A 24,901-nucleotide genomic window follows, 5' to 3' on the forward strand; every position below is an offset into this window, starting at 1 on the left:
AAGTAAAGCCAGTCTTCGACTACGCTCAAGATGACAGTTGTATTCAAAAATAACAAACCCGACAAGTTTTAAACTTGTCGGGTTTGCTTTTTATAAGATAGAAAAGCCTTTGTCTCTTTGAACCTTTGCCCCTTTGAACCTTAAAAAAAAACTATGAAAAAACCACCGTCTTATTACTATAAACCATTGTTTTTCTTTCGGCATGTAATTTTATGGCTCTTGCCAAAACGATGCGTTCCAAATCACGTCCTTTCATAATGAAATCTTCAATAGAATGAATGTGCGAAACTCGGGCAATATCCTGTTCGATAATCGGGCCTTCGTCTAGTTCTTCAGTAACATAATGACTGGTAGCTCCAATAATTTTTACACCGCGTTTAAATGCCGAATGGTATGGTTTTGCTCCTGGAAAAGCAGGTAAAAACGAATGGTGGATATTGATGATTTTATTTTCATAAAGCGAAATCAATTGTGGCGTTATGATCTGCATATAACGCGCTAAAACGATAAAATTGATTTCATATCTTTTTAATAATTCAATTTGTCTTGCTTCGCCTTCTTCTTTATTGTCTTTTGTAAAAGGAACATAATGAAACGGAATATCAAATCGCTCTGCAATTGATCTTAAATCATTGTGATTACTGATAATTAACGGAATCTCCACATTCAATTCGCCGGCACTGTAACGTCCCAAAATATCAAATAGACAATGATCGTATTTAGAAACAAATAAAGCCATTTTAGGTTTTTGTTCTTGACTGTACAAATCCCAAGACATATTAAATTTCGCAGCAAGCGCTTTGTCAAAATCTTCCTTTAAACCTTCAACCGTAATTTGCGGATTGGTAAATTCACATTCTAATCGCATAAAAAAAACATTTTGCTCTACATCAACATGCTGGTCGATATAGGTAATATTTCCCTCTACCTGCGCAATAAAAGTAGTCACCGAGGCGATAATATTTTTTTGATCTTTACAGTGAATTAGAATGGTTATTTTTTGCATTGTTTCTTTTGGTTTAAGCAGTTAATTTTTTTGTTGTTTAATCGGTTAATTGTTGATTTGTTTAATCGAAGTTTCGAAGTTTGTAATTAAACGATTAACCGATTACACATCTAAACGATTATACAATAAAAATTTACTTTCCATCCTGCAGTGCAAATACACTCTTTAATAAAGGAGTTGTTCTTGCAGAGATATCATTTCGAATTTCTTTTTCTTCAACAGCAATCATTTTAAATACACCAGCCAAGGCTTGAGTAGTTGTATAATCAGTCAAATCTGGATTTACTTTTTTTACTAAAGGAATAGTATTGTATTTATTGATAATTTTCGTCCAAACTGCATCGGCGCCAACTTTTTCAAAAGAGTTTTTAATTACAGGATTAAATTTTCCGTATAAAGCTGTTGTTGTGCTTCCTTGCAGGTAAGTTGTTGCTGCACTGTCATTTCCTAGAAGAATATTTTTAGCATCTGAAAAAGTCATGTTTTTCACCGCAGAAACAAAAATAGGAGTTGCTTCTTTTACTGCATCTTCTGCCGCACGATTTAGCATTTTTATTCCTTCATCGGCAAGAGAACTTAAACCTACTTTTCTTAAAGTAGCATCTACTTTTTGTAATTCTTCCGGCATTAAAATTTTTACGGCTGTATTTTTATAAAAACCATCAACCGCGGTTAATTTACTTACTTGTTCAGTAATTCCTTTATTTAAAGCTTCTTTTAAACCTGAAGCAATGTCAACACCGCCAACTCCCGGAATCTGTGATGAGATTTGAGGCAATTGATTTAATGTCTGCTGCACCTGTGCACAAGACGTAAGAGAAAATGTAACGGCTAATAATAAAATCTTTTTCATTTGTTGGGGATTATTAAGTTTCAAAAATACTACTTATTCAAAAATAAAGCCATAAAAATATTCTACGAGTTCAAACAATTTGTTTAATTAATAACACTTGTTTTTTTTAATTGGTTCAAATGAACATTTCCAGCTAATTTTTTGCACTGCTTTAAATTAAGCATTGTATTTACAAAAAAAATCACCTTATAGTTTTATAAGATGACTTTTAGTTTTTTGTATCAAATTTTAACGATTATTAAATGCAATTTCTGTTAAGGCCTCAGGATTACTAACTGCTTTAACAACCTCTTGTTTGCGCATATTGTCATTATCTCCAGTTCCTGTACTTAACAGCAGTTTTTTGGGAATAATTGGTTTTTCATCGAAAATAGAGGCATATAATAAAACTGCTTGTAAGAATCCACCATCATTTAAAAAGTGAAGAGTGTTTTTTCCGTAGCGAAGGAGATCGGTGTTGTTTTTAAGATAATTGTACCCATTTTTACCATCATAAGCATCTTTGACAGCATCGCCGACTCGCAAAACACCAGCATTTTTGATAAATACTGACGCCATTACAGCATTTTTACGTAATTCTTTGTAATAAGTATTGTATTCTGAATTCGTGTATGCTACTGGGGACATTGCCTGATAAATATATACCGCTGCATCGGGACTATTTTTATGTATTTTTTCTATTATGAATTTTAAATTATTCCTGTACTTTTCGAGTTCATTTAATGCAATTGGTGTTGCTTCCTGAATTACAATATAATCGTAATAATTTCCGTCTTTATCTCTATTAGAAAAATTCTGATTCGCTTCAGTTTTATTGGTAGCGTAAACTTTATCAAGCGGTACACCCATTGTTACTAACTGCTGTACATAGACACGTTTGTTATTAGCATTGCAAAGCTCTTGAAATAATGTTGGAGCACTAACGAAGTATTCGATTTGGCTGTTTCCTACAAATAATATGCGAGTAGGACCAAGCGCTTTTGGTGCTTGAGGTCTATTGACTTTTATTGAATCAATTGAACTTTCAGATATTTTTGCTGTTTTATTGCAGGCAGAAAAAAGAATTGCTGTAATACTCAAAAATAAAATGTGCTTTTTCATTATGAATTTAATTAAAAAGAGATTTTTAAATTTTGGCAAATTTCTCTTTAATTACGCACAATGTAAGCTTCAATAAGGTTTTAAAATGATAGTTTAAGACAAAAAGAAAGAGCTCTAAGTATATTTTAAATACTTAGTGTCAGGATTATAAACAGGATTATTTTTATTCAGCTCAGACAATATAATCTGTGTATAATCTCTTCCTCCTTTAATTAAATAGTAAAAAGATTTTACCACATATATTGGTCCGTAAGGAAATATACGCCACCCAGCAGATAAATTTCTAAAGAAATGTTTTAAAGCATATTTAAATGTATTTTCTTCTGGGCGAATAAAATAAACATTAGAAGCTTTAAATTTTTTCATAAGTTTTGAAATGGTATTCGGAAAAATTATAAATCTTCCTCCTTGTTGTACTAATACATTTATTTCAAACATTGTAAGACCTTCGATGTTGTTCGTTTTCATAATAATTAGTTTTAAATATTATAAAATTAGCAGTATAATGATAGGGCAAAATTAATATGCCTGACAAGGTGCTTTTTGCCTGTAAAAGGTTTTAAAGTAATAAGTTAAGTTTTTTTTTATTTCTGAAATTGAATAAAAAAGAGAGAAATTACCATAGAATGGTAATTTCTCTCTAAAAATGAATAAAATTATATTATTGAGCGGCTACTGAACTTTCAGGAGTGAACTCTTTATCTTTTTCATATACATCTTGGAAAAAACCAATTTCTCCATTTTCATTTACCAATGATGTAAAATAGGTAATATAGATAGGAACTTTTTTAGATAATTTAAAACTGTTTTCAGCTTTACCATCCATAGCTTTGTCGATTTTAGCGGCAGTCCATTCTGGATAATCTTGTAACATTGCAACGGCCAATTCTTTAGCTAATTTTACATTAATACAACCGTGGCTGAAAGTTCTCTTTTCAAAATCGAATAAAGTTTTAGAAGGTGTATCATGCATATAAATATCGTCTGGATTTGGAAACATAAATTTTACCAAACCTAACGAATTATCTGGACCTGGTTTTTGTCGAACTTGTCCTTTGACCATTTCCATATTTTTTTCTGCAAGATAATTTGGATCTGAAGCAATTTTAGATTTTAATTCGTTTTGAACAATACTTTGAGGAACTGTCCAATAAGGGCTGAAAACGATTCTGTCAATTTCACTGTTAAATATCGTTGTTTTAGTCAAAGGAGCTCCAACAAAAACACTTGAAGTTAATTGTACTTTTCCGTTTTTCACATAAACCAATTCATAAGAAGGAACATTTACCAAAACATATTCATCGCTTGCAGCAATTTGAGCAGAAATCGCACGGCATCTTTCCATATTCAGCGATAAAGTTTCCATTTTATCAGAAAGCGGAATATTCATTTCATTAATATGTTCTTCTGCAAGGATATAATTAGGTTTAAATCCGTTACGAACTTTATATTTCATAACAGCATCCATTAGTTCACGGTCATAAAAATCGCTTTTAGAATCATGTTTTAAATCACCCATTAAATACAATCTCGTTCTTACCTGCGCAATTGTGTTTGAAACTGCATCTGGACGCAATTCCTTATATGGAGTTTCCGTAACAATAGGTTTCCATTTATGCGTTTTTTCTATTCTTTTATATTTTGTCAATACATCCTGTAGTTTATAGTACTGTTCAAATTGCACTTTTTCATCTGTTGAGGCAACCGCAGTTGCTTCTTCAATTGTGCTGTAGTTTAAGAAGTCTTTCAGCGTTTCGTTATAAGACAATTTTTTCTTGTCTGCATTACTTTTTTTAGTGTACAATACGTATAAGGAACTTAAAAGCATGTCAGCGTCGGTTTTTGAAAGCTTTGTTTCTGATGAGTTATCAAATAATTGATCAATCTCTTTTTGGTAGGGAATAATTAGATCGTTTGTTTTTTTTGCTTTTTCATATAAAACAGTTCCAAACTCATTGATATCATTTTCATCAAACCAAATAGATCCCAGGCTTCTGTTTTTGTATAATGACATGACATCAGATTTATATTTTTTCAAATCGGAATATCTCTTAAAGAAGTCGTTTGAAATTTCGTTTACATCTGAATTGTAAACTGCTGCATTGGTTAAAGTTCTTTTATTTTGAGGAGTATTATTTTCAATTCCTTTGAAAGAAAATATAAAGAAACTCAAACCTAAAATTAGGGTGAATGAATAAAATGTTTTCATTTTTTAAATTTTTACGTTAGTACTTTTTTTATGTAAGTGGTTGGGTAAAAATTGGGGCTTTTCTACAATGCTAAATTACGCTACAGTGCCCTCAGACATGTTTCCTGATTTTATTTAAATGTTGCGAAATTGCCATGTCTTTAAGCTTTCGTTAACTATATCAATTAGTTACGTAAAAAATTGCCCGTTGGGTTTACGAAATCGATTTATTTTTGTTAAGATAAGCTAATAGTGATGACCGAATATTAAAATAATTTGTAAATTGCCTCCATAAAATTATCATATTCATAAAATGGAACAACAAAAACCATATATTCCTAAAAATAAAGTAAGAATTGTAACAGCTGCTTCACTTTTTGACGGTCACGATGCCGCGATAAACATTATGCGCCGTATTATCCAGTCAACAGGAGTTGAGGTAATTCATCTCGGTCATGACAGAAGTGTTGAAGAAGTGGTGAATACCGCTATTCAGGAAGATGCTAATGCGATTGCAATGACGTCTTACCAAGGAGGACACAATGAATACTTTAAATATATGTATGATCTGCTTCACGAAAAAGGAGCGGGACATATTAAGATATTTGGCGGCGGCGGCGGTGTAATTCTGCCAAGCGAGATTTCAGAATTACATGAATATGGTATTACCAGAATTTATTCTCCAGACGACGGCCGTTCTTTAGGCCTGCAGGGAATGATTAATGATTTGGTAGAACGTTCTGATTTTCCTATAGGAGATCAATTAAACGGAGAAATTGATTATATCGAAAATAAAATACCCACAGCAATTGCACGTTTGATTTCATCGGCAGAAAATTTCCCAGAAATTGCAAAACCTGTTTTTGATAAAATTCATGAAAGTAATGCCAATTCTAAAATTCCAGTTTTGGGAATTACAGGAACGGGTGGTGCCGGAAAATCTTCATTGGTTGACGAATTAGTCCGTCGTTTTTTAATTGATTTTCCAGAAAAAACGATAGGATTGGTTTCTGTTGATCCTTCAAAAAGAAAAACGGGAGGAGCACTTTTAGGAGACAGAATTAGGATGAATGCTATTAATAATCCAAGAGTTTATATGCGTTCGCTGGCAACACGTCAGTCGAATCTGGCTTTGTCTAAATATGTAGCCGAAGCGATTCAGGTTCTAAAAGCAGCAAAATACGATTTGATTATTCTGGAAACTTCAGGAATTGGTCAGTCTGATACCGAAATCATGGATCATTCTGATGTATCCTTATATGTAATGACACCAGAATTTGGAGCGGCTACACAATTGGAAAAAATTGATATGCTTGATTTTGCCGATTTAGTGGCATTAAATAAATTTGATAAAAGAGGCGCGCTGGATGCTTTACGCGATGTAAAAAAACAATATCAAAGAAACCATAATCTTTGGGATAAGAATCCAGATGAAATGCCGGTTTTTGGAACGATTGCTTCGCAGTTTAACGATCCCGGAATGAACACGCTTTACAAAGCGATTATGGATAAAGTGGTTGAAAAAACCGATTCTGATTTGAAATCGACTTTTGAAATCACCAAAGAAATGAGCGAGAAAATCTTCGTAATTCCACCACACAGAACACGTTATTTATCTGAAATTGCAGAGAATAACAGATCTTATGACGAAATTGCACTTTCGCAGCAAAAAGTAGCACAGAAATTATATGGAATTTTCAAAACCATTGAATCGGTTTCTGGGAAAGTTCCGCAAATTAATAAAGCAGGAATTGATGATGCTACAGTTTTACCAAGCGGAATCGCTGAACACGACGAAAACAGAATCTTTTTAAATCTATTGCTGAATCAATTTGATAAAGTAAAAATGGACTTAGACCCATACAATTGGGAAATTATCCTGAATTGGGATGAAAAAGCAGCGAAATACAAAAATCCAGTTTACTCTTTTAAAGTTCGCGATAAAGAAATCAAGATTGCAACGCACTCTGAAAGTTTATCGCATTTACAGATTCCGAAAATTGCTTTACCTAAATATGAAGGCTGGGGCGATATCTTGCGTTGGAATTTACAGGAAAATGTTCCTGGCGAATTTCCATTTGCTTCGGGATTATATCCGTTTAAGCGTGAAGGTGAAGATCCGTCGCGAATGTTTGCAGGCGAGGGCGGACCAGAAAGAACCAACAAGCGTTTTCATTACGTAAGCGCGGGAATGCCTGCCAAACGACTTTCGACTGCTTTTGACAGTGTTACTTTATACGGAAACGATCCAGATTTGCGTCCCGATATTTACGGAAAAATTGGAAATGCAGGAGTTTCAATCTGCTGTTTAGACGATGCTAAAAAACTATACTCAGGTTTCGATTTGGTTCATGCCTTAACTTCGGTAAGTATGACCATTAACGGGCCTGCGCCAATGTTATTAGGTTTCTTTATGAATGCCGCAATCGATCAGCAATGTGAGATTTACATCAAAGCAAATGAATTAGAAAAAGAAGTTGAGGCAAAAATCAACAAAATATATAAAGACAAAGGAATCGAAAGACCAAAATACCAAGGCGATTTACCAGAAGGAAACAACGGTTTAGGATTAATGCTTTTGGGCGTAATTGGAGATCAGGTTTTACCTTTGGACATTTATAACGAAATAAAAGTAAAAACGTTATCGCAAGTTCGCGGAACGGTTCAGGCCGATATTTTAAAAGAAGATCAGGCGCAGAATACTTGTATTTTCTCAACTGAATTTGCTTTGCGATTAATGGGTGATGTTCAGGAATATTTTATTACCAAAAACGTTCGTAATTTCTATTCGGTTTCGATTTCTGGATATCATATTGCCGAGGCGGGAGCAAACCCAATTACGCAATTGGCGTTTACGCTTTCAAATGGTTTCACTTACGTGGAATATTATTTGAGCCGCGGAATGAACATCAACGATTTTGGTCCGAATTTATCATTTTTCTTCTCGAATGGAGTAGATCCAGAATATTCAGTTATTGGACGTGTGGCTCGTAAAATTTGGGCAAAAGCCATGAAAAACAAATACGGAGCCAACGAAAGAGCACAAATGCTAAAATACCATATTCAGACTTCTGGACGTTCGTTACACGCGCAGGAAATTGATTTTAATGATATTAGAACGACTTTACAGGCTTTATACGCCATTTATGACAACTGTAATTCATTGCACACCAATGCTTACGACGAAGCGATTACAACGCCAACAGAAGAATCGGTGCGTCGTGCAATGGCAATTCAGTTGATTATTAATAAAGAATTAGGTTTAGCGAAAAACGAAAACCCAATTCAAGGTTCGTTCATCATCGAAGAATTAACTGATTTAGTTGAAGCTGCGGTTTTACAAGAATTCGACAGAATTACAGAAAGAGGCGGCGTTCTAGGTGCAATGGAAACGATGTACCAGAGATCTAAAATTCAGGAAGAGAGTTTGTATTACGAAACTTTAAAACACAACGGAGATTTCCCAATTGTGGGTGTAAATACTTTCTTGAGTTCAAAAGGTTCGCCAACGGTAATTCCGGCTGAGGTAATTCGCGCCACAGAAGAAGAAAAACAATATCAAATTACGATGTTGGATAACCTGCATAATTTCCACGAAGCAAAAGTAAACGAACATTTAAATACGTTACAGCAAGCCGCTATTAAAAACGAAAACTTATTCGATCATTTAATGGAAGCTACAAAGGTTTGTTCTTTGGGTCAGATTACTTCGGCGTTGTTTGAAGTGGGGGGGCAGTATAGAAGGAATATGTAGATTTTACTATTTTATATCTATAGATAAAAACCTCTCATTATATGAGAGGTTTTTTTATAATATTTTAAATTATAGTGACGAAAAATATAATGAAAGAGTTACTGTATTCGAGAGGTTTTAATAAAAAAAGCTTCTTAGTCGAAGCTTAATTTTTCTTTTTATAATCAACCATATATCTTTTAATTTCTTCGGATTTGACTATAGTTTCAGGGTGATAAAGTGTCTTAATTATAAATAAATATTCTTCACTTCCTAAATTTACTAAATCTGTTTTTAATTTTTCTAGAAGTGAAGTTTCAAATTTTCCTTTAAGCGGGCTTTCATCATCATTGGGAATAATCTTAAATGAAGGTTCTTGTGCATCTATATCGATCTCTAAAAATCTTCCAGTTATTTCTTCTACATCTTCAATAATATCAAATGATTCCTCAACAACAGCCTTTGCTTTTAAAGCTTTTTCCTTATCTAATGAGCTTCTTTTTAATTCGTGTGTCAAAGGATGTGCAAAAACTGTATTCAAATCAGCATTATTTTCTATGATTGCTTTTATTATTGATTTATAATGCTTTATATATTTTGTATCTTTGGTTCTTCCTACAATACTTTCAAAGTCCTCTGTTTTTTCTGCATTTAACAAGTCGATTAAAATTAACATGGCCTCGTTTTCTTTTTCTAGAAAAAGATCTTTACTATAGTTAAGTTCAATTGTTATGCCAAGAGAACTATGTCTTAGGTTGGAAAATGCAAGAATTTCATCAGCATTCCTATTGTCAAAGCCCACTAAATTTTTAATAATTTCAACTAAAGGGGTAAAAACTTTATATAAAGCATAAGGTTTTATGCTTTGAATTAAGTTTTGACTATGTAAATAAAAATCAAATACAAGTTTTTGTCTTTTAATAGAGTAATCTATAATCTCATATTCACTAATAATTTCTTCATCATCATAATCTAAAAAATAATTTAAAGCAGAGAATTTATATTGCGATTCTGTCGAAGGTATCAGAAAAGATTCTAATGACATTCCACTATAAAGAGAAAATTTTATTATTATTAAGCAATTATTTTCAGGTTCTTCAAATACGTCTTTAATAAATAATGATTTTGATACTAAAGATTTAAATTTTGACTCTGAAATTTGAACGTAAGCTCTAAATTCACTTTCGTCATCACTTTCGATTAAATAGCTCAAATACCTATTGCCTATCTTGTCACGTTCCAGCAATAAATATGGTACATCTGTAAACTCCAATGAATCAATAACCTCGAAATCGAAGTTTAGTCCATCAATACTATATTTTTGATTAATTTCCATCAAATTGGAGTTATGGTTACGGGTGGGAAATTATTATAATTCCAAGAGTCATAAAGCCACACACTATAATGACCGTTTGATTCTTTAAATTCACAAACTCCATGTGAGTTATCAATAATATATTTACCAATATGGGTACATTTTTGGAGAGTTGTAGACCGTTCTACTGCAGAAATTGCATTTTCTATAGAGTCATAAAATGACAAAGCATAAGCTTTACATAGAGATTTATATCTTATATTTTCTGGATAAAGCTGATAATAGTTTTGAAAATCTGTCTCTTCAGGCTCGCTATTATTTAACACTCTATAAACTTCTACTTTTTGCTCAATTGCATTTTTTGGAGGACATCCAGAAGGTAATTCATTTTTCCACATATAAAAAAGAATATAATCTCAAAGATATATAAAAAATGAATTAATAAAATATTTTCCTACTTTATTTCAAATTCTGTAATTATTTAAAGATTAAAGGATCACATTGTTGTTAAGATTATGATTTCATATATAAAAGTTTATTATTGCAAATATAGGTTTTTATTAGGGCGTCAAAGTTAATGATTTTTATTAAAGTTGTAAGTTGTCTTTATTTTGTTCTTATCTCTTGATTTTGAAAACTATAAATAAAAATCAATTTTCGGAACGAACCTCCCCCACAAACCCCAAAAACTCCATTTCATCCATAGGAAACAGATGCAGAACCGTTTCTAAAATAAGACTCACATTAATAGTCGCACTTTTATCTTTTTTAGAAAAATTATGCATGTCGTTATCAAGCGCCAGAATACATAATTTCAGCAAATCGGTAATAAGGCAGCCGAGTTCTAAATAATTGACCACTTTAAATTGTGCGGTATAAGAATTGGCTTCATTGGTTGGTTTTAGCGTTGTAAAATACTGAGCAGTTAATTTTTGAAGTTTTTGCAGCTTTTCTGTTTCGTTTGTTTCCATAAGGCGTATATTTTTATATGGTTTACAATTTGACTTTTATAAATTTATTATAAGAAAAATTGTACTTTTGTTTGATTCGGCGAAGTAAGAAATAGATTTTGCTGTACGAAATCATTTTTTACTGTATCGCACGGCATAAAATCTGTTTTTTACATTTTACCGATTTTGACACTTTATTATTATCTTTGAATTATGAGCACACTAACAAAACCAAATCATATAGGGCGAAAAATAAGCCGTATTCGTGAACTTCGTGATATGAAGCAGGAAGCTTTGGCGCAGGCTTTAGGAACAAATCAGCAGGCGATTTCGGCTATGGAAAATAGCGAAACTATTGATGACGAAAAACTTGTTGAGGTGGCAAAAGCGCTTGGCGTTACGGTTGAAGCGATTAAGAATTTTTCAGACGAAGCGGCAATTAATTATTTCAATACTTTTAATGAAAGTCCTAATAATTATTTCGGACTTAATAATTGCACTTTCAATCCATTAGATAAATTAATGGAAACGGTAGAAGAAAATAAAAAGCTTTACGAGCGTTTGCTTCAGTCAGAAAAAGATAAAATTGAGTATTTAGAAAAATTGCTGAAAGAAAAGTAATTTTTTTTCAAAAATAGATTTACAAGAAAAGCATTCGCTGGGCCGAATGCTTTTCTTATTTAGAGAAAAAACTATTTAATTATTGAAAGTTGTATTAGAAATTGCGGCAGCAAAACAACAAATCCAATCGTCAAATATAGCCCGTGGTTTCAACCACGGGTTCACAATAGGAGAAAGACGATATTACGTTCCCGTGGTTGAAACCACGGGCTATGTTATACCCTGCTAGCGCGAGCATTCCGCTTTATAAAGCAAAATTTATCGTCTCTAGTTTGTCATTTTGATCCCGAGACTTCGGGAAAGAAATCATACTCGAAGCTCGACAAATGCAAGTCACCAATCTTTATATAGTTACTTGTGGAGATTCTCCTTCGGTCGAAATGACAAGATTGTGCAAAAACTTTGCGACTTAGCGTCTTTGCGAGATTTTTTAGTATTTAGCTTTAATCTTTGCATCTCAAAATAGAAATCATTCCCAACAATTTCCCCCAACTCTCCAAAGTCTTCATTTTATAAAATTCGCTGATTGCTGTGTGAAGTCTCCTGACTTCGTACCCGTTCCAATAATCCATAAAGAATATGAAAATAATTGTGGAACGGAATATAGCGGCGTCACCAATCTTTGCGCAATTACGTGTGAGACTTCTCTCCCGAAGTCTTGGGATCGAAATGACAAGTATTGAATCTAAATGTTGCGGTTAAATAGTATCATCCATTTGGCTTATATCGCAACGCATGGTTGTGATTATTGGTTTAAAACCTGCTTTTTTATAAGCGTTGACTGCTGCCTCATTGTCATAATATACGTCTAATCTAACCTCGGTTATTCCTTGAGATAAAACCCATTTTTTAAGATGGTTAATTAAAAGATTAATAAGACCTCGTCCTCTAAACTGGGGATCTACATACATAAAACCCAGATAACCGAAAAATTCATTTTTTTGATAGGGTTGAGCTGATCGGATTTGAGCATATCCACAACCAACAATTTGATTGTTTATGTCTATAACCAAAACTTCTGAGTTGCTGTCTAAAATAAGTTCCTGTATATCATAATAAAAAATTTCTCCTTCCTTTAAGGTAACGTCGAAGGGTCTTTCTGCACGTACTAAAAATTGTAAAAATTCGGCAAGTTTAGGTAAATCATTATTCACCGCTGGCCTGATCAATATGTCTTTATTTTCATTCATATTTCAAATATATTGAAAATAAATTTTTCTTGCTCGTGGAACGCAAATTTTACCCTCTCCACTTTGTCATTTCTGACCGAAGGGAGAAAGCGCAGTAGAAAGTCGACATTGTAAATCGCCAATCTTTGCGGAGCTATTTTTGGAGATTTCACTCCCGAAGTCTCGGGATCGAAATGACAAGATTTTGGTTAATTTTTATTAAAAGTTATAAATAAAAAAGCACCAGCCAAATGACTGATGCTTTCTAACTTTTTGGGCAAAAAGAGTGGGTTAACGGCGAAATCCTGGACTTACGTTCACAGATTCGTCTAATTTCACTGCTTTTACCTTTTTTGCAGCAACTTTAATTTCGTGTTTCGCAACTTTGTCGTTTGCTTTCAATTCAAGAACATAAGTTCCAGCAGGAAAACTTTCTAAACTAATTGTTTTTGAAACCTCCAATTTGTTTGCTGCAGCGTCTCCTGCATAAAGTAAATTGTGATTCTCGTCGTAGATAGAGAAAGATGAATTCTCAACAGTGTCTAAAGTAAAGCTAACTACTTTTCCGTTTCCTGTTTTTATATTTAAAATATAATCACCTTTTCCATCAATGGCATAGGTAAACACAGTCGCTAAAAAAAAGGCAGCAACTAAACCGGCTTTGGTAAATTTTGTCATGTTTTTTTTAATTGTTAATTACTAAATGTGGAACGCGTAAAACTACAAATACAAATTTAATTTTTAGCAAAATTTTAGCATTTTTCGACACTTAAGTTGCTGAATTGTAATCATATCAGTATTTTGTTTGAACTATGTACGTAATTACTGGGCTCGTGGTTTGTTAAGTTTTAATTATTTTTTAACGTTTAAAAATCAAAGATTTGAATTTATAAGAATATTTTTTCAGAAAGAGATTTAGTGTAAAAAACACATTTAATTTTGAGCAAAAAAAAACAGCTCCGTAACCAACCGCGAGCTGTTTTCTTTTCTTCAACAATAAAATATTTTAATTTTTTCTAACCTTATTTTATACCTTTTGAAAGTATAAAATTTTAGCGTGCAGCAACGTTTGAATTTTTAGCAAAACCAGCTTTGTAAACTGAAGAAAACGCAGTTCTAGATAATGAAGCATTATCATTGATTGTGATTTCATATTTTGCTTTTTTTACGTTGTCTTCAACTTCTAAAAAGTAAGTTCCTTCTGGGAATTCTTCTAAGCTGAAAGTTCTTAAAATTCCTTCTTTACCCGAAGCGCTTTCAGAATAAATAAGTGTTCCGTCCTTGTCATAAATAGCTAAATTGACTTTCTGTACTTTATTAAGTGCGAAAGTGATCGTTTTTCCATTAGCTTTTAATACGTGAAGATTAAATTCTCCATTTCCGTCAATTGCGTAAGTGCTTATTCCAGTGAATAGCAACGCTGCTACTAAACTCAATTTTGCAATCTTTTTCATGGTACTTAGTTTTTAAATTAATAGTTCTAATTCTCTGATGCTAAATTACTTATGAATTACATGAAAAAGCGCAACTGTGTTTTCTTATTTCTATGCTATATTCTCATTTACGAAACCGTTATAGGTTAAAAAGTGAATTATTTTTAACGTTTTTGTTAATTCAGTTATTATTATTCAATGTTTTGCTTGATTTTAAGTTGGCAATTGAATGAGGAATTATTTATAAAAACTAGGTGAGTTTTTAACCTCAAAGAGCACTAAGATCTACGCAAAGCACGCTAAGTTTTTTTGATTAAGTTTTAAATAAAAAAGTTCGCAAAGCTATTTGGATAAGGCCTTGTGAACTTTGAGATTGCGAAATCTTAAACAAAAAACTTTGTGGTCCTTTGCGATAAATATCTTTGCCTCCCGAGGCTTCGGGATTGCGTAATCTTACGATCTTTGCGGTCAGTAACTATAAAGCAAAAAAAAACAGCTCTATAACCACAAAGAGCTGTTTTTAAAACTTAAAAAGTTTTTAAACTTTACTAACTATCTAACCTCACTTTTATACTTTATGAGAGTATAAACTTTTCTAGCGTGTTGCCACACTTGTATTTTTACCAAAACCTGATTTGTAAACTGAAGAAACTGCATTTTGAGATAATACAGAAACAGTATCAGTTACTTTAATTTCATATTTTGATTTTTTCATGTTGTCTTCAATTTCCAAGAAATAAGTTCCTTCTGGGAATTCTTCCAGGCTAAAAGTTCTTAAGATTCCTTCTTTGCCAGAAGCGCTTTCAGAATATATAAGAGATCCGTCTTTATCATAAATTGCTAAGTTCGCTTTCTGAGTCTGATTCAAACCGAAAGTGATCGTTTTTCCATTAGCTTTTATAACGTGAAGATTAAAGTCTTCAGTTCCATCAATTGCGTAAGTGTTAATTCCAGTAAAAAACAACGCTGCTACTAAACTCAATTTGATAATCGTTTTCATGGTACTTAGTTTTTAAATTAATAGTTCTAATTCTCTGATGCTAAATTACTTCTGTTGTAAGTAAAAAAGCACAACTATATTTTCCTATTTATATGCTGTATTCTCATTTACGAAACCGTTATAGGTTAAAATTTGAATTATTTTTAACGTTTTCGTTAATTCAGTTATTATTTTTCAACGTTTTTCTTGATTTTTAATTTACATTGATTTAATAATTTCTTTATAAATGTAGGAATTGATTAAATAGGTTTAACCGCAAGGCACGCAAAGATTTTTATAAAACGCAATCCCGAAGCCTCGGGACGCAAAGCTTTGTAAATAAAACTTTGCGTCCCGAGGCTTCGGGATTGCGTAAAACTTTGCGTGCTTCGCGGTTAAAACTATGCGATCCGAAAGTAAGGAGCAAAAAAAAACAGCTCAGTAACCACAAAGAGCTGTTTTTAAAACTTTTGAAAGTTTTTAACTTACTAACTATCTAACCTCACTTTTTATACTGTATTAGAGTATAAAATTTTAAGTGCTGTGAAGTAATGCACTTAACGTTAATATCTTCTTAGTATAATGAAGTAGTTCCTTTTGAAGACAAAACAGAACTATTTGCATTTACATTAATATCGTATTTTACTTTTTTGAAAGTATCAGCAACTTCTAAAATATATTTTCCTTGAGGAAATTCTTCTAAGCTGAAAGTTCTTAAAATTCCTGCTTTACCAGAAGCATTCTCAGTATAGATTAAATTACCATTTGTATCATATATACTAATAACTGCTTTCTGAAGTTGGTTAATACCAAAAGCAATTACCTTGCCATTTCCTTTTAATACATGAAGATTTAAAGCTTCATTTCCATCAATTGCATAAGTACTCATTCCAGTTAAAAGTACCGCACATACTAAACTTAATTTCATAATCTTTTTCATATTCCTAGGTGTTTAAATTTTTAGTTCAATTCTCTGATGCAAAATTATAGCAGCATGTGTGTTATTTTAACATCTATATTTTCCAATTTATGTGCTATATTCTCATTTACGAAACCGTTATAGGTTAAAATTTGATTTTAATTAGGTGTTTTTGTTAATTTGATTGTTATTTTTCAATTTTTTGTAAAAACCGAATACATCCTAAAATTACCGTATTTCTTACAAAATTTAACATATTTGTATAAAATCACGTTTTAAATGAGATTAATAAAAAAAATAGTGGAAAAAAAAATCAGACCCCAAAAAAAAGCCGATTTTGGTATTAAATTCACAGTTAAGAAAATGTGATTTTAATGTAAAATTCGCATTTGCGAAACCGTTATAGGTTAAAATTTAAATTATTTTAGGTATATTTGTTAAATTTGCTATTATTTTTTAAAGAAATTATCATGAAGACAATTGCCCCAGCTCTTGAAGTGATAACTAACTCATACGGAAGTTCTTTTACCTACACTAAACACGCCGAAAAGACCAATAGCAAAGCTCATTTATGGCATTATCATCCAGAGATTGAGTTGGTTTATATAAATGGCGGGGCAGGAAAAAGACAAATAGGAAGCCACGTTTCTTATTACACGAATGGTAGTTTACTTTTAATAGGAGCCAATTTGCCCCATTGCGGTTTTACAAATGAAAATACAGGTAATACAAACGAAACTGTAATTCATATAAAACCTGAATTTTTAGGAAGCGATTTTTTTGTTGCGCCCGAAATGAAAAAAGTTCAAAATATTTTGAATCAGGCTAAAGGCGGTATCGCTTTTGGCGGTGAAACAAAAAAGAGAATAGGAAAGAAAATTGAAATGATGGAGAATGAACCTCCGTTTCAACGTTTGATCACGCTTTTAAGTGTTTTGGACGAATTGGAATCGGCTGAGGATTACACCATATTGAATGCCGACGGATTTTCATTAGAATTACAGACTCAGGATAACGACCGTATTAATGTGGTCTTTAATTTTGTGAAAGACCATTTTCAAGAATCTATTTCAATAGACGAGGTTTCGAGTTTGGTTAGTATGACAACGCCTTCTTTCTGCCGTTATTTTAAAAAGATATCCAATAAGACATTTACGGAGTTTGTAAATGAATATCGTTTGGTGCATGCTTCTAAACTTTTGGCAGAACAGCCAATGAGTATTAATGAGGTTTGTTACGAAAGCGGTTTTAACAACTTCAGCCACTTTAGTAAGTCGTTTAAACAGTATACGGGTAAAAGCGCATCGCAATACCGTCACGAACATAAAATTATAATCAGCTAGTTTTTGATTTAGCTTATAATAGCGCGAATCGATAAAAATATATATATCCGATTGATATAATTTCAATCGGATTTTTTTTTTGACGCAGATTTCACAGATTAAAATGATTTTATTTCCCTAATCTGCTAAATCTGTGAGAGTAAATTTTCCCGCAGATTAAGCAGATCGAGCAGATTTAATCTAAGGCAAACAATTCGTGCTAGTTTGTGAAGTTCGTGACAAACAAAAAAAAACACGTAGTCGGATTTTTCATATATTTTATTCTGAAAAAAGGTATATTTACAAACCCTAATCAGAAAAAATATATCAAAATGAAGAAATTTAAATTGCTTTTGTCTGCAATTTCGCTTTGTCTTACCACCATGACATACGCAGCAAAAGTAGACACTTTACAAGTTGCCAGCACCGCTATGGGGAAAACCTATAAAGCTGCGGTAGTTTTACCCAATTCTTATGCTAAAAGTAAAACGACTTATCCTGTCATGTATTTACTGCATGGAGCATACGGACATTTTAGCGACTGGCTTAAAAATACTCCAAACAAAAAATTAGTTCACAGTCTTGCCGACCAATACAATATGATTATTGTAATGCCAGAAGGGGAGACGTTTAGTTTTTATCTAGATAGTCCTGTGAATAAAGAGAGTCAGTTTGAGACTTTTATTACGCAGGAAGTTATTCAGAAAGTAGATAAAACCTACCGAACTATTAGCAATAGAAACGGACGCGTTATTACAGGTTTGTCTATGGGCGGACACGGTGCTTTGTATTTATCGGCTAAACATCCTGATTTGTTTTGTGCAGCAGGGAGTATGAGCGGCGCTGTAGATATGAGTACAATGCTGAACAGAGATTCTTCTGCTCAGGTAGTTAAATTAATGCAGCCTGTTTTTGGAGATAAAAGCGGTAACACAGAATTATACGAACAAAATTCTGTTTTAAGAATGGCAGATAAATTAAAAGCTAACAAATTGCCGCTGATTATAGATTGTGGTGTTGATGATTTTTTAATTGAACCCAATAGAGAATTGCATAGAAGATTGGTTTATACAAAGGTAGATCATGACTATACAGAACGTCCAGGAGCACATACTTGGGATTATTGGGAAAACTCATTGCCTTATCACGTATTATTTTTTAATAAAATACTAGCTAGAAATCAGGTGACTGTGAAAAAATAAGGACATTTTTATGGTAAAATAAGCCAAATCACTTTTTTTGGTTTAATTTTTGGAATACCTTTATATATAATCCTTAAAAAAAAATAATTATGAAAAAGATACTTACCTTATTCGCTGTTGTTGGTTTAATAGCGTTTTCGAGTTGTGAAGGGCCAGAAGGGCCAATGGGGCCTCCTGGTGAAGATGGAGTAATTGCTGAAGTTTATGAAGTTACTAATGTGAATTTTAATAGTGCAAATAATTATAACCCTGTTATTGCATTGAATCCAGCAATTTTTGAGTCAGATATGGTTTTAGTCTATAGATTGGCAGAAGTTAATAATGGGAATGATGTTTGGAAATTAGCTCCAGAGAATTATTTTTTAGCTGATGGGACGTTAGATTTTGGATTCGATTACGATTTTACAAAAAATGATGTGAGTGTTTATATGATAGGTAATGATTTAGCAGGTGTTGCGAATTCTTTTAGATTAAATCAAGTACTTAGAATTGTAATTATTCCTGGTTACGTGACTACTGGAAAATCAGTTAACAAGGCTGATTATTCAAACTATAATGAGGTTATCAAAAAATATAATATTGATGACTCAAACATAAAGAAAATTAAACTGTAACAAGTTTTAAATATTTTAAAATAAAAAAGGAAATCGCAAGATTTCCTTTTTTTTTTTTTTATGAATATATGTTTCAAAAGATATTATTCTTTTTCAGAATCTGTAAGTACTTTTTCTTCTCCAAATTTTAACGAAACTAAAATCCCAACTAAAAGCGATAAAGCGATAAATCCTAAAGACGCCCATTCTGGAACGTGGAAGAAATCATGAAGCAGCATTTTTAATCCCACAAAAGCTAAAATCGCAACTAAGCTGTATTCCAAATAACTGAATTTTGCCAGCATATTTGCCAAGAAGAAATACATAGAACGCAATCCAAGAATAGCAAAAATATTAGAACTGAATACTAAAAACGGATCTGATGTAATTGCTAAAATTGCAGGAACACTGTCTACCGCAAAAAGAACGTCCATAACTTCAATTACAATTAAAGCAACGAAAAGCGGGGTAGCGGCTTTTTTTCCTTTTTCGGTTAAAATGAAAAATTTCTCATTCTCCATGTGCGAAGTAATCGGAATAATTTTTCCTAAAGCTTTGTATACGAATGAATCTTTTGGATGAAAATCTTCTTCTTCTCCAGAAAATAACATTTTTAAAGCCGTAAATACCAAGAAGATTCCAAAGACATAAGTTGTCCAAGTAAATTTATTGATCAGCATTACTCCAAAGAAAATCATTAAACCACGGAAAACAATAGCGCCTAGAATTCCCCAGAATAAAACGCGGTGCTGGTATTTTTGCGGAATTTTAAAGGAAGCAAAAATAATGGCAATCACAAAAATATTGTCTACACTTAACGAAAGTTCTATCAAATAACCCGTAATAAACTTCATAGCAGCAACCGAGGGCTTTAAACCATCTGGATTGGCAATATAATCTGTAGTGTAAAGCCAATAAATTACTCCTGAAAACAGGAAAGACAAAGTAACCCAGACAAGGGTCCATTTGCTGGCTTCTTTAGTACTAATAATATGTGGCGTTTTGTTGAAGACACCTAAGTCTAAAGCAAGAATAAAAACTACAGCAAGTAAAAAGAGAGTCCAGACTATCATGATAATTTTTTTTAATTGATCTACAAAGATAAGTTATGATGTTTAACTTAAAAATTAATTTTATAAGAAACTTAGGTTTAAATTACGTAAATTTTCTTAAATCTTAAAGTTAAAATGGGATAAGGTTTTCGACTTCGCTCGAACTGACATTTTGTGAAATTATTTTAGAGAGAACTTTATCAAAGTTTAAACTTTGACAAAGCTGATAGCAACTAAGATCGTTAATTGTCGTCACAAGTTTGTCACATTGAGCGAAGTCGAAATACTTGTTTTTTATAAATAAAAAAAAGTGCCAACAATTACGATGGCACTTTTAAAATATAATTTAAGCTTTGAATTATAGCGCTGATTTAACAGTTTTGATAATTCTTGCAGCAATTTTGTATGGATCTCCGTTTGAAGCTGGTCTTCTGTCTTCCAACCATCCTTTCCATCCTTTTTGAACAGTCATTAAAGGAATTCTGATAGAACATCCTCTGTCTGAAACTCCATAAGAGAAATCGTGGATAGAAGCAGTCTCGTGTTTACCAGTTAAACGTTGGTCATTGTAAGCTCCGTAAACCGCGATGTGCTCAGCAGTTACAGGACGGAAAGCCTCACAAATTCTTTCGTAAGTAGCTTGGTCTCCACACGTTCTTAACACTTCGTTAGAGAAGTTAGCGTGCATTCCAGAACCATTCCAGTCTGTATCTCCTAGAGGTTTTGGGTGATATTCAATATAGTAACCATATTTCTCAGTCAAACGATCTAATAAGTAACGAGCAACCCAGATTTCGTCTCCAGCTTTTTTAGCACCTTTAGCGAATAATTGGAATTCCCATTGTCCGCAGGCAACCTCTTGGTTAATACCTTCAAAGTTGATTCCAGCAGCAATACATAAGTCAGCATGCTCTTCTACTAATTTTCTTCCGTGAGTGTTTTTTCCACCTACAGAACAGTAGTACATACCTTGTGGAGCAGGATAACCTCCAACAGGGAAACCTAATGGCAATAAAGTTTTAGTATCCATGATGAAATACTCTTGTTCGAAACCAAACCAAAAATCATCATTATCATCATCAATTGTAGCTCTACCGTTAGAAGGGTGTGGTGTTCCATCAGCATACATAACTTCAGACATTACTAAATATCCGTTAATACGAGTTGGATCTGGATAGATTGCAACAGGAACCAAAAGACAGTCAGAAGAACCACCTTCAGCTTGTTTTGTTGATGAACCATCAAATGACCAATTTCCAAGTTCTTCTAACGTTCCTTTGAAATTTTCATGTTCTTCAACTTTAGTTTTACTTCTAAGATTTTGAGTTGGTTCATATCCATCTAACCAAATGTACTCTAACTTAATTTTAGCCATAATAATATAAATTAATTTTTTTGTTTTTTTTCGTTGGGTCAAATATAGATTTATTTTTTTAGTCCTAAAAATTAGGGGGCTATTTTGTTTAACGAACTATAATTTTTTGGATAAGCGCAATTTTGTTGGGGGTATATTTTTAAAAAAGCAATTTTAATTACCTTAAAAAAATAAATTCGTAATAATTACGGCCCTTTTTTGAATTTCTGAGTTAAGAAATTATGAAAAAATGTTTATTTAATCAATATTACCGCACAGTTTTGTTATATTTCTTTCGTTTCAATTAATTATTCTTTAAAATACGGTTCTTCTGTTGAAAAATCATTGGCTAAAATTCTCTAATTTATGTTTAAAACAGGTCTTTTTATTGTTTATATTTGTCGATCCTTTTTTAATGAAAATTAGTACGAATTTTAAAATTTACATACATGTCAACATTACGTTTTCAAGCTTTAAAAGAAGCTTCTACAAGAAAGCCGGTACATTTTGAAGAGATTGATAGAAAATCAAATCTTTTTGGTTCAAATGTGTTTAATGAAAAAGCAATGAAGCAATATTTAACTTCTGATGCTTTAAAAGGAGTAAGAGATGCCATTCAGCATGGAACGAAGATTGACAGAAAGCTGGCCGATTATATTGCAATGGGTATGAAAGAATGGGCACTTGCAAAAGGGGTTACACATTATACACACTGGTTTCAGCCTTTAACTGGAACAACGGCGGAAAAACACGATGCTTTTTTTGATATATCTTATGATGGAAGCGATCCTGTAGAAAAATTTGGCGGAGCGCAATTGGTACAACAAGAACCAGATGCTTCTAGTTTTCCCAATGGCGGAATTAGAAATACTTTTGAGGCAAGAGGTTATACCGCTTGGGACCCCACTTCGCCAGCCTTTATATATGGTACAACATTATGTATTCCGACAGTTTTCATCGCGTACACTGGTGAAGCTTTAGATAATAAAATACCTTTATTAAGAGCATTATCTGCGATCGATGAAGCGGCTACAGAGGTTTGTAAATATTTTGACAAAAACGTAAAAAAAGTAACTGCAACTTTAGGCTGGGAGCAGGAATATTTCTTGATCGACAAAGCATTGGCAAATTCGCGTCCCGACTTAATGATGACAGGAAGAACGTTATTAGGACATACCTCTGCAAAAGGACAGCAGTTAGACGATCATTATTTTGGATCAATTCCAACTCGTGCTCTTACTTATATGAGAGACTTGGAGCAGGAATGTATGTTATTAGGTATACCAGTTAAAACACGTCACAACGAAGTAGCACCAAATCAGTTTGAGCTGGCGCCTATTTTTGAAGAGACAAATCTAGCCGTAGATCATAACTCTTTATTAATGGATGTTATGCAGCGCGTTGCAGAACGCCATGACTTTAAAGTGTTATTTCACGAAAAACCATTTAAAGGAGTAAACGGTTCAGGAAAACACAACAACTGGTCATTGGCAACAGATACTGGAGTTAATTTATTAAGTCCGAGTAAAACGCCAATGAGCAATTTACAGTTTTTGACTTTCTTTATAAATACAATAAAAGCGGTAAACGATTACGAAACTTTGTTAAGAGCTTCTATTGCAACAGCAAGTAACGATCATAGATTAGGAGCTAATGAGGCACCGCCGGCAATTATTTCGGTTTTTATTGGAGCACAATTATCAAAAGTATTGTCTGAATTAGAAAGTGTAACAACTGGAAAATTATCTCCAGAAGAAAAAACAGATTTAAAACTAAATGTTGTTGGTAAAATTCCAGACGTATTATTAGATAATACAGACCGTAATAGAACTTCGCCTTTTGCTTTTACAGGAAATAAATTTGAATTTAGAGCCGTTGGTTCAAATTCAAACTGTTCAAACGCAATGACAACTTTGAATGCAATTGTAGCAAAACAATTAAAAGACTTTAAAAATGAGGTAGAAAATTTGATCGAGTCGAAAGACATGAAAAAAGATGATGCTATTTTTAATGTACTTAGAGAATATATCAAACAATCTAAGAAGATTCTTTTTGAAGGCGACGGTTACAGCGATGCATGGGAAAAAGAAGCAGCAAAAAGAGGATTGAGCAATTTTAAAACAACTCCAGAAGCAATAAAAGCGAAAATTTCTAAACAAGCTCTTGATTTATTTGATGAATTAGGAATTCTAAATCACGTTGAAGCCGAAGCTCGCTACGAAATTGAACTGGAAGAATACACTAAAAAAATCCAGATTGAGGGAAGAGTTTTGGGTGATATTGCAAGAAACCATGTAATTCCGACTGCGATTCGTTACCAAAATACATTAATTGAAAACGTAAAAGGATTAAAAGAAATCTTCGGAAAAGAGTTTGAAACCATTGCTAGCGAACAAATTGTGCTGATTAAAGAAATTTCGGGTCATATAGAAGGTATAAATTCTAAAGTACTGGCAATGACAAACGAAAGAAAAAAAGCAAATCAATTGACAGATGCTCAAAAAATGGCTGAAGCATATTGCAATAAAGTGAAACCTTATTTTGAGGATATTCGTAATCACTGCGATAAATTGGAACTATTAGTTGATGACGAAAGCTGGACATTAACGAAATATAGAGAGTTACTGTTTACAAAATAGTCTTTTGTAAGCTTCAGAGAAGCGAGATATTTATAGTAATTAAGTATTTTCAATATAAAGCTCCAGAGGAGTGACATATTTTTCAAGATGATATGTCGCTCTAATGGAGCTTTTTTTATTTCTCTTATTAAAATTCTATAAATGTTTTACGCCTATGGGGTTTTGCAGCTATTTTTTATAGAGTATTAATTTAAATACAAAGTAATTTCCTTTTTTTTTTTAGAAATTATGAAGTTCATCGGGTTAGTCTTACAGTTCGTCGGAAAGATTGTAAGTTGTTGTAAAATAGATGTTTGTATGTGATTGTTATTGGGATAAGTTTTCTAATTTTGGTCAGATATTAGGATGTAGAGATTAATTTTTGAGGACTAATTACTGAAAGGTATTAAAAGTAGAAAATAGCAAGCCAAAAGCTTCATAACCAATTTTATTTAGGAAAATCGGCAGAAGATCATCTTCAGCCGATTTTTTT

The 24,901-nt window shown here is 32.6% G+C and carries 21 protein-coding genes; 6 read left to right on the plus strand and 15 right to left on the minus strand.

Features of this window, described 5'->3' with window-relative positions:
* Window positions 1–151: 151 nt before the first annotated feature.
* From purU to BSF42_RS10895, 5 genes are all read right to left on the minus strand, one after another.
* Entirely contained in the window at window positions 152–1,006 is an 855-nt protein-coding gene (purU, locus tag BSF42_RS10875; RefSeq protein WP_095953122.1) for a formyltetrahydrofolate deformylase, read from the minus strand.
* A 133-nt stretch (window positions 1,007–1,139) separates the two neighbouring features.
* Window positions 1,140–1,859, minus strand: coding sequence for a DUF4197 domain-containing protein (locus BSF42_RS10880; protein ID WP_095953123.1), 720 nt, complete (start codon window positions 1,857–1,859; stop codon window positions 1,140–1,142).
* A gap of 228 nt (window positions 1,860–2,087) precedes the next feature.
* Window positions 2,088–2,960 carry a hypothetical protein gene (locus BSF42_RS10885; RefSeq protein WP_095953124.1) on the minus strand — a complete coding sequence of 291 codons (873 nt, stop codon included), beginning with the start codon at window positions 2,958–2,960 and terminating at the stop codon, window positions 2,088–2,090.
* Between the two features lie 114 nt (window positions 2,961–3,074).
* Window positions 3,075–3,428, minus strand: coding sequence for a hypothetical protein (locus BSF42_RS10890; RefSeq protein ID WP_095953125.1), 354 nt, complete (start codon window positions 3,426–3,428; stop codon window positions 3,075–3,077).
* Window positions 3,429–3,621: 193 nt separating this feature from the next.
* Window positions 3,622–5,169, minus strand: a complete 1,548-nt coding sequence (locus tag BSF42_RS10895; protein WP_095953126.1) for a L,D-transpeptidase family protein — start codon at window positions 5,167–5,169, stop codon at window positions 3,622–3,624.
* A gap of 292 nt (window positions 5,170–5,461) precedes the next feature.
* On the opposite strand from BSF42_RS10895, the gene BSF42_RS10900 reads away from it, so the two are divergent.
* Window positions 5,462–8,902, plus strand: a complete 3,441-nt coding sequence (locus tag BSF42_RS10900; protein WP_095953127.1) for a methylmalonyl-CoA mutase family protein — start codon at window positions 5,462–5,464, stop codon at window positions 8,900–8,902.
* Between the two features lie 145 nt (window positions 8,903–9,047).
* Here the strand turns inward: BSF42_RS10900 and BSF42_RS10905 are convergent, their stop codons facing one another.
* From BSF42_RS10905 to BSF42_RS10915, 3 genes are all read right to left on the minus strand, one after another.
* The gene (locus BSF42_RS10905; protein WP_095953128.1) at window positions 9,048–10,217 is read right to left on the minus strand and encodes a hypothetical protein; all 1,170 of its coding nucleotides are present in this window, start codon (window positions 10,215–10,217) and stop codon (window positions 9,048–9,050) included.
* A complete protein-coding gene (locus BSF42_RS10910) occupies window positions 10,217–10,594 on the minus strand; it encodes a hypothetical protein (RefSeq protein WP_095953129.1) in 378 nt (125 codons plus the stop codon). The genes BSF42_RS10905 and BSF42_RS10910 overlap by 1 nt, the downstream gene beginning before the upstream one ends.
* 252 nt (window positions 10,595–10,846) lie before the next feature.
* Window positions 10,847–11,167: a hypothetical protein gene (locus BSF42_RS10915; RefSeq protein WP_095953130.1), complete on the minus strand. Its 321-nt coding sequence runs from the start codon at window positions 11,165–11,167 to the stop codon at window positions 10,847–10,849.
* Window positions 11,168–11,359: 192 nt separating this feature from the next.
* Between BSF42_RS10915 and BSF42_RS10920 the strand changes: the two genes are divergently transcribed.
* On the plus strand, window positions 11,360–11,767 hold the full coding sequence (locus tag BSF42_RS10920; protein ID WP_095953131.1) for a helix-turn-helix domain-containing protein: 408 nt from the start codon (window positions 11,360–11,362) through the stop codon (window positions 11,765–11,767).
* A gap of 698 nt (window positions 11,768–12,465) precedes the next feature.
* On the opposite strand, the gene BSF42_RS10925 is transcribed toward BSF42_RS10920, so the two are convergent.
* The 5 genes from BSF42_RS10925 to BSF42_RS10945 form a co-directional block, all read right to left on the minus strand.
* Window positions 12,466–12,957: a GNAT family N-acetyltransferase gene (locus tag BSF42_RS10925; RefSeq protein ID WP_095953132.1), complete on the minus strand. Its 492-nt coding sequence runs from the start codon at window positions 12,955–12,957 to the stop codon at window positions 12,466–12,468.
* Window positions 12,958–13,227: 270 nt separating this feature from the next.
* The gene (locus BSF42_RS10930; RefSeq protein ID WP_095953133.1) at window positions 13,228–13,614 is read right to left on the minus strand and encodes a secretion protein; all 387 of its coding nucleotides are present in this window, start codon (window positions 13,612–13,614) and stop codon (window positions 13,228–13,230) included.
* A gap of 374 nt (window positions 13,615–13,988) precedes the next feature.
* Window positions 13,989–14,390: a T9SS type A sorting domain-containing protein gene (locus BSF42_RS10935; protein ID WP_095953134.1), complete on the minus strand. Its 402-nt coding sequence runs from the start codon at window positions 14,388–14,390 to the stop codon at window positions 13,989–13,991.
* Between the two features lie 574 nt (window positions 14,391–14,964).
* Window positions 14,965–15,369, minus strand: coding sequence for a T9SS type A sorting domain-containing protein (locus BSF42_RS10940; RefSeq protein WP_095953135.1), 405 nt, complete (start codon window positions 15,367–15,369; stop codon window positions 14,965–14,967).
* 553 nt (window positions 15,370–15,922) lie between these two features.
* The gene (locus tag BSF42_RS10945; RefSeq protein WP_095953136.1) at window positions 15,923–16,288 is read right to left on the minus strand and encodes a DUF3244 domain-containing protein; all 366 of its coding nucleotides are present in this window, start codon (window positions 16,286–16,288) and stop codon (window positions 15,923–15,925) included.
* A 449-nt stretch (window positions 16,289–16,737) separates the two neighbouring features.
* Between BSF42_RS10945 and BSF42_RS10950 the strand changes: the two genes are divergently transcribed.
* From BSF42_RS10950 to BSF42_RS10960, 3 genes are all read left to right on the plus strand, one after another.
* Window positions 16,738–17,610, plus strand: a complete 873-nt coding sequence (locus BSF42_RS10950) for an AraC family transcriptional regulator (protein WP_057118937.1) — start codon at window positions 16,738–16,740, stop codon at window positions 17,608–17,610.
* Window positions 17,611–17,921: 311 nt separating this feature from the next.
* Window positions 17,922–18,791, plus strand: coding sequence for an alpha/beta hydrolase family protein (locus tag BSF42_RS10955; protein ID WP_095953322.1), 870 nt, complete (start codon window positions 17,922–17,924; stop codon window positions 18,789–18,791).
* An 89-nt stretch (window positions 18,792–18,880) separates the two neighbouring features.
* Entirely contained in the window at window positions 18,881–19,405 is a 525-nt protein-coding gene (locus tag BSF42_RS10960; RefSeq protein WP_095953137.1) for a hypothetical protein, read from the plus strand.
* A gap of 83 nt (window positions 19,406–19,488) precedes the next feature.
* Here BSF42_RS10960 and BSF42_RS10965 read toward each other — a convergent pair whose 3' ends face one another.
* Window positions 19,489–20,457 (minus strand): TerC family protein, encoded by a 969-nt coding sequence (locus BSF42_RS10965; RefSeq protein WP_095953138.1) that lies wholly within the window; start codon window positions 20,455–20,457, stop codon window positions 19,489–19,491.
* A gap of 337 nt (window positions 20,458–20,794) precedes the next feature.
* Window positions 20,795–21,811 carry a glutamine synthetase beta-grasp domain-containing protein gene (locus tag BSF42_RS10970; protein ID WP_095953323.1) on the minus strand — a complete coding sequence of 339 codons (1,017 nt, stop codon included), beginning with the start codon at window positions 21,809–21,811 and terminating at the stop codon, window positions 20,795–20,797.
* Between the two features lie 428 nt (window positions 21,812–22,239).
* On the opposite strand from BSF42_RS10970, the gene BSF42_RS10975 reads away from it, so the two are divergent.
* On the plus strand, window positions 22,240–24,429 hold the full coding sequence (locus BSF42_RS10975) for a glutamine synthetase III (RefSeq protein WP_095953139.1): 2,190 nt from the start codon (window positions 22,240–22,242) through the stop codon (window positions 24,427–24,429).
* Window positions 24,430–24,901: the final 472 nt, after the last annotated feature.

It is taken from the genome of Flavobacterium sp. ACN6 (assembly GCF_002304005.1).
Classification (GTDB): domain Bacteria; phylum Bacteroidota; class Bacteroidia; order Flavobacteriales; family Flavobacteriaceae; genus Flavobacterium.

What these genes read in the sequence shown, in the direction of transcription:
- BSF42_RS10900 (WP_095953127.1), top strand. Translation starts at nt 5,462, where the DNA reads ATGGAACAACAAAAACCATATATTCCTAAAAATAAAGTAAGAATTGTA.
- BSF42_RS10970 (WP_095953323.1), bottom strand. Translation starts at nt 21,811, where the DNA reads ATGGCTAAAATTAAGTTAGAGTACATTTGGTTAGATGGATATGAACCA.
- BSF42_RS10905 (WP_095953128.1), bottom strand. Translation starts at nt 10,217, where the DNA reads ATGGAAATTAATCAAAAATATAGTATTGATGGACTAAACTTCGATTTC.
- BSF42_RS10975 (WP_095953139.1), top strand. Translation starts at nt 22,240, where the DNA reads ATGTCAACATTACGTTTTCAAGCTTTAAAAGAAGCTTCTACAAGAAAG.
- BSF42_RS10965 (WP_095953138.1), bottom strand. Translation starts at nt 20,457, where the DNA reads ATGATAGTCTGGACTCTCTTTTTACTTGCTGTAGTTTTTATTCTTGCT.
- BSF42_RS10935 (WP_095953134.1), bottom strand. Translation starts at nt 14,390, where the DNA reads ATGAAAAAGATTGCAAAATTGAGTTTAGTAGCAGCGTTGCTATTCACT.
- BSF42_RS10890 (WP_095953125.1), bottom strand. Translation starts at nt 3,428, where the DNA reads ATGAAAACGAACAACATCGAAGGTCTTACAATGTTTGAAATAAATGTA.
- BSF42_RS10930 (WP_095953133.1), bottom strand. Translation starts at nt 13,614, where the DNA reads ATGACAAAATTTACCAAAGCCGGTTTAGTTGCTGCCTTTTTTTTAGCG.
- BSF42_RS10885 (WP_095953124.1), bottom strand. Translation starts at nt 2,960, where the DNA reads ATGAAAAAGCACATTTTATTTTTGAGTATTACAGCAATTCTTTTTTCT.
- BSF42_RS10915 (WP_095953130.1), bottom strand. Translation starts at nt 11,167, where the DNA reads ATGGAAACAAACGAAACAGAAAAGCTGCAAAAACTTCAAAAATTAACT.
- BSF42_RS10945 (WP_095953136.1), bottom strand. Translation starts at nt 16,288, where the DNA reads ATGAAAAAGATTATGAAATTAAGTTTAGTATGTGCGGTACTTTTAACT.
- BSF42_RS10925 (WP_095953132.1), bottom strand. Translation starts at nt 12,957, where the DNA reads ATGAATGAAAATAAAGACATATTGATCAGGCCAGCGGTGAATAATGAT.
- BSF42_RS10880 (WP_095953123.1), bottom strand. Translation starts at nt 1,859, where the DNA reads ATGAAAAAGATTTTATTATTAGCCGTTACATTTTCTCTTACGTCTTGT.
- BSF42_RS10895 (WP_095953126.1), bottom strand. Translation starts at nt 5,169, where the DNA reads ATGAAAACATTTTATTCATTCACCCTAATTTTAGGTTTGAGTTTCTTT.
- purU (WP_095953122.1), bottom strand. Translation starts at nt 1,006, where the DNA reads ATGCAAAAAATAACCATTCTAATTCACTGTAAAGATCAAAAAAATATT.
- BSF42_RS10940 (WP_095953135.1), bottom strand. Translation starts at nt 15,369, where the DNA reads ATGAAAACGATTATCAAATTGAGTTTAGTAGCAGCGTTGTTTTTTACT.
- BSF42_RS10960 (WP_095953137.1), top strand. Translation starts at nt 18,881, where the DNA reads ATGAAAAAGATACTTACCTTATTCGCTGTTGTTGGTTTAATAGCGTTT.
- BSF42_RS10920 (WP_095953131.1), top strand. Translation starts at nt 11,360, where the DNA reads ATGAGCACACTAACAAAACCAAATCATATAGGGCGAAAAATAAGCCGT.
- BSF42_RS10955 (WP_095953322.1), top strand. Translation starts at nt 17,922, where the DNA reads ATGAAGAAATTTAAATTGCTTTTGTCTGCAATTTCGCTTTGTCTTACC.
- BSF42_RS10910 (WP_095953129.1), bottom strand. Translation starts at nt 10,594, where the DNA reads ATGTGGAAAAATGAATTACCTTCTGGATGTCCTCCAAAAAATGCAATT.
- BSF42_RS10950 (WP_057118937.1), top strand. Translation starts at nt 16,738, where the DNA reads ATGAAGACAATTGCCCCAGCTCTTGAAGTGATAACTAACTCATACGGA.